Genomic DNA, 4,262 nt, shown 5'->3' with positions numbered 1-4,262 from the left:
TTTCATGTCGGGCAGTTCCAGCCCACGGACCCACTGCCGGGGATTGGTGCGCGACGGCGGCCCGCCGGGCAAGCTCTCCGGCGGGTCCGGCGTCGTCGGCTCAGTGTCTCCGCACCTCAGGTTCATGACGATAGGACCGTACGCGAGGCTGACTTCAGCGGTGGCGGTTCCGTGCTTGCCGTCGCTCGTGACTGTGAAGGACACTCCGGGGGCGAACAGGATGATGGGATCCGAGGTGCCCACGACGTGCAGTTCTTCGCCGCGGATCTCCATGTTGAACGGAGCGTTGGCGTAGTCCGGCCGCGGGGCGAAAACAATCCGCGCGCTGCCGGTTCCGGAGAGGACACGGACCAGGCTGGTGATGCCGTCCGGTGCCGGCTCAAGGTAGTCGGTGACCGTGACGTCCGCCCAGCGCGTCTCCACGATCATGGTGTTGTCCACGTAGCGCTGGCCCAGCACCTTCGACGCCTTGACCGGTTCCACACTGAAGTGGCCGGCCGGGTCTCCACCCAGGATGTGCGCGAACAAGGACCCTGAATCCGGGAGGGGATGGCTCATCCAGCAGATCTTGGCCTCCGGGGTGAGCAGCGCCGTCGAGGTCCCGTTACCGATCATCGAATGCCGCTCCAGCCCCACTGCGTCCTCGCCGAACAGCCACGCTCGGCGCAGTTCGAACAGGATGGCGAGCACTTTGGCGAAGGATTGCGGGTCCGGCAAGCGGTGGCGCGCCTTGGTTTCTCCATCCCCTACGTGCAGGCCAAGATCCGGGCCCCGCAAGGTGGCGATCGCGAGCTCATCGCTGTCCGCGTCGCCGGCAAACAGGGCCGCGCTGGCCCCCAACTGTGTACGCAGATGCTCCAGCGCGGCGTCTTTGGAGGGTTCCACGATGGACAGGTCCAGAACGGATCCGTCCACAATGAAAAACAGTCCCACTTCACGGGCGATCTGGTGCGCCTCCCGGGTCACCCTGGCGACCACGGCAGGCGTGGCCGGCCGGGTGTGGATGGCTACCGCCACGGGCTTGCGCTCGATGCTGATGCCCTTTTCGAAGCCAATGGATTCGTTGAGGGCCGTGGCTGCCTGTTGAAGGACGGCTTCCGTGGCCATCGAGATGCTGTACGCGTAGGTCATGTCGAACTCGGCGCCGTGCGAGCCCACCAAGTGGACTTCCGCCGGCAGCCGCGACACTGCGGCAAGGTCCCGCAGCGACCTGCCGGAGATGACGGCAGTGTGCGTGTTCGGCAGCGCTGCCAGTGCCCGGAGAGCGACGGCGGCACTCCCCAACGGGAGTGTCTCAGTGGATACGCCTTCCGCGGCGCAGAGTGTTCCACCGTAGTTGCAGGCCACCAGGAGTCCCGGAGTGCGGGCCAGCATCCTCAGTTCCGCGAGCAGCTCCGGAGTGATTCCATCGTGCGCGGCCTCGGATTGGACTGCCGTCCGCAGGAGACCCAGCGGAAGCGATTTTGTCAGCAGTGCCGAATCGGCCACGGACAAATTGAGCGGAGTAGCCATGGGGACGATCCTTCCGGGGTGGATTCGTCCAGTTTCCGCCCGGCGGGTTTCGCCTCCATGACCCGCGTATTGCCGGGGTGTAACGAGTTTGCCTAGTTACGTTTAGGCGGCGCCCTACACCCGCGTCAGCCCCACGGCCTCCGCCACCAGCTCCACCGAACGCAGGCGCTGCTCCGTGCCCGTGCTTTGGTGGGCGACGATCAGTTCGTCGGCGTCGGCGTGGCGGGCAAACTCGTCAAGGTAATCCCGCACGACTTCCGGCGTACCCACTGCCGAGTACTTCACCATTTGCGCGATGTGCTGGCCTTGGGGCGAATCGAGGATGAGGTCCGCTTCGGCGTCGGTGAACTCGCGTCCACCGCCCAGGAAACGGGAGACGCGGTCCCGCTTGACCTCAAGGAAGAGCCGTTGGGCTTCAGCCGCCGAATCCGCGGCCACGACGTTGACGCCCGCGATCACGTATGGCTCCTGCAGCTGCTCGGACGGCTTGAACTCGCGGCGGTAGACGACGACGGCGTCCTGCAGCGCATTGGGTGCGAAGTGCGAGGCGAAGGCGTAGGGCAGGCCGAGCTGCGCCGCCAAATGCGCGCCGAACAGCGAGGACCCGAGGATGTAGAGCGGCACGTTGGTGCCCTTGCCCGGTGTCGCTTCGACCCCTTGGATCCGGGTGGGTCCCGTGAGGTAGCCCTGCAGCTCCAGCACATCCTGAGGGAAGGTGTCCGCGGCCATGGGATCGCGGCGGAGTGCACGCATGGTGTTCTGGTCGCTGCCGGGTGCCCGTCCGAGGCCGAGGTCGATGCGGCCCGGGTGCAGCGTCTCAAGGGTGCCGAACTGCTCTGCGATGGTGAGCGGCGAGTGGTTGGGCAGCATGACGCCGCCTGCACCGAGCCGGATAGTGCTGGTGTTGGCCGCGATATGGGCAATCAGCACGCTCGTAGCCGAGGAAGCGATCGAGCCCATGTTGTGGTGCTCCGCGTACCAAATCCGTCGGTAGCCGAGCCGTTCGGCCAGTTGCGCCATGGCGACGCTCCCGGCGAAACTCTCCGCCGCCGTCTGGCCTTTGCCAATGATTGCCAGGTCGAGGATGGAGAGGGGAACTGTCACGTTGGTGCCGGCCTTTCGAAGGTGGTTTCGTTCAGGGGGCCGGTTTCCCGGCCACTCTTGCGACAACGACGGCGGTGCCCGGGTTATTTCTCCAGCTTGCGTGGGTTCCGTCTCAGCTCGTGAAGATGCCTTTGCCGGTCTCCATGTCGATGGGCAACGACGAGTGCTCGTGGGAGATCTTCCAGGCGTCGTCCTTCTTCTCGAGGCAAAGGGTGAAGCGGCGGGTCATCGCCCGGAGCCGTTCGCCTTCCGCCGAGATCCCGGCGAAGGTCACGGCCGCATGTCCGAAAGCCACGCCGACACCGCGGTTGTTTTGTGACCCTTCGGGACCTCGAATGAACCCCAGTTAACCCTTGTATCCCCGCGTTTCAGAGCGCTTTGACCGGCTCTTGTCGCTGCCGGATAGTTGCAGCAACGCACACCATCCATCACTTTCGAAGGGGATTCCATGGCTATTTCACGACTCAAAACAGGCGCCGTACTGGCACTCGCCGTGACCACGACTCTCGGCCTCGCCGCTTGCTCTGACCCGGGCGCCTCAGCGGCGTCAGCGCCGTCGTCGTCCGCTTCCGCGGGCAAGACTTTCAACCTGTCGCCGGAGCAGAACCGCTTCCCTATCACCAAGGACGACGCCGCTGCGGCGCTCGTCCCGGAGGCCATCAAGGCTGACGGCAAACTCACCGTGGTGACCACAGGCGGCACCGCTCCGTTGAGCCTCTTCGCGACGGACAACAAGACCCTCATCGGCAACGAAGTCGACCTCGCCTACGCAGTCGGAGAAACCTTGGGCCTAAAGGTTGAGGTCCTTCCCGTGGCTTGGGCCGATTGGCCCTTGGGTATTGAATCGGGCAAGTACGAGGCCGTCCTCTCCAACGTCACCGTCACGGAGGCGCGTAAGGAGAAGTTCGACTTCGCCACCTATCGCACGGACCTCCTGGGCTTTTATGCCAAGAGCGACTCCCCGATCGGTGAGATCAAGGAAGCCAAGGACGTGGCGGGCAAGCGGATCATTGTGGGCTCGGGCACCAACCAGGAAGCAATCCTGTTGCGCTGGGACGCCGAGAACAAGAAGAACGGCTTGAAGCCGGTTGAATTCCAGTACTACGACGACGACTCGGCTTCCTCGCTCGCCGTGCAATCCGGCCGCGCGGACCTGACGTTCGGCCCGAACGCTGGAGCGGCGTACAAGGCCGCAAAGGACGGCAAGACCAAGCAGGTGGGAACAGTCAACGGCGGCTGGCCTCTTAAGGCGGACATTGCCTTCACCACCAAGAAGGGCAACGGTCTTGCCGTTGCAGCCCAGGCAGCCCTCAACAAACTGATCCAAAACGGCACGTATGGAAAGATCTTGGACCGCTGGGGGTTGTCTTCGGAGGGTATCGCGAAGTCGGAACTGAACCCGCCGGGCCTTCCGAAGAGCTAGCGCCGGCTCCGGGGTGTAGCTTTCCACGTATCCGGAACCGCTGCGGACCGGACAAGCGAAAGGGAGTTCCATGGGCCAGCGCCTTGCCATCCTCGACGACTACCAAGCCGTGGCCTTCGACTACGCGCCGTGGGCCGAGCTCGCCGAAGACGGCGTCGAAGTCACCGTTTTCGGCGAGCCTCTGGCGGACGTCGCGGACTCGCTCCGCGACTTCGACATCATC

Annotated in this window: 4 protein-coding genes; 1 reads left to right on the top strand and 3 read right to left on the bottom strand. The window is 64.6% G+C overall.

The features are described 5' to 3' along the window. From AHiyo1_RS20595 to AHiyo1_RS20585, 3 genes are all read right to left on the bottom strand, one after another. A partial coding sequence (locus AHiyo1_RS20595; RefSeq protein WP_253257513.1) for a trehalase-like domain-containing protein occupies positions 1-1,512 on the bottom strand: 1,512 nt, incomplete at its 3' end. 114 nt (positions 1,513-1,626) lie between these two features. Next, complete coding sequence (locus tag AHiyo1_RS20590; RefSeq protein WP_059389826.1) at positions 1,627-2,616, bottom strand: LLM class flavin-dependent oxidoreductase; 990 nt, start codon at positions 2,614-2,616, stop codon at positions 1,627-1,629. A 112-nt stretch (positions 2,617-2,728) separates the two neighbouring features. Next, on the bottom strand, positions 2,729-2,911 hold the full coding sequence (locus AHiyo1_RS20585; protein WP_059389825.1) for a nuclear transport factor 2 family protein: 183 nt from the start codon (positions 2,909-2,911) through the stop codon (positions 2,729-2,731). 153 nt (positions 2,912-3,064) lie between these two features. On the opposite strand from AHiyo1_RS20585, the gene AHiyo1_RS20580 reads away from it, so the two are divergent. Continuing rightward, positions 3,065-4,039 (top strand): ABC transporter substrate-binding protein, encoded by a 975-nt coding sequence (locus AHiyo1_RS20580; RefSeq protein WP_059389824.1) that lies wholly within the window; start codon positions 3,065-3,067, stop codon positions 4,037-4,039. Positions 4,040-4,262: the final 223 nt, after the last annotated feature.

The sequence above is a fragment of the Arthrobacter sp. Hiyo1 genome, assembly GCF_001263615.2.
Lineage (GTDB): Bacteria > Actinomycetota > Actinomycetes > Actinomycetales > Micrococcaceae > Arthrobacter.
Note: the sequence above shows the minus strand (reverse complement) of the source record. Positions and strands in the feature narration are given on the sequence as shown.

Excerpts from the sequence above, each read along its gene's own strand:
- AHiyo1_RS20580 (WP_059389824.1), top strand. The coding sequence starts at position 3,065 with ATGGCTATTTCACGACTCAAAACAGGCGCCGTACTGGCACTCGCCGTG.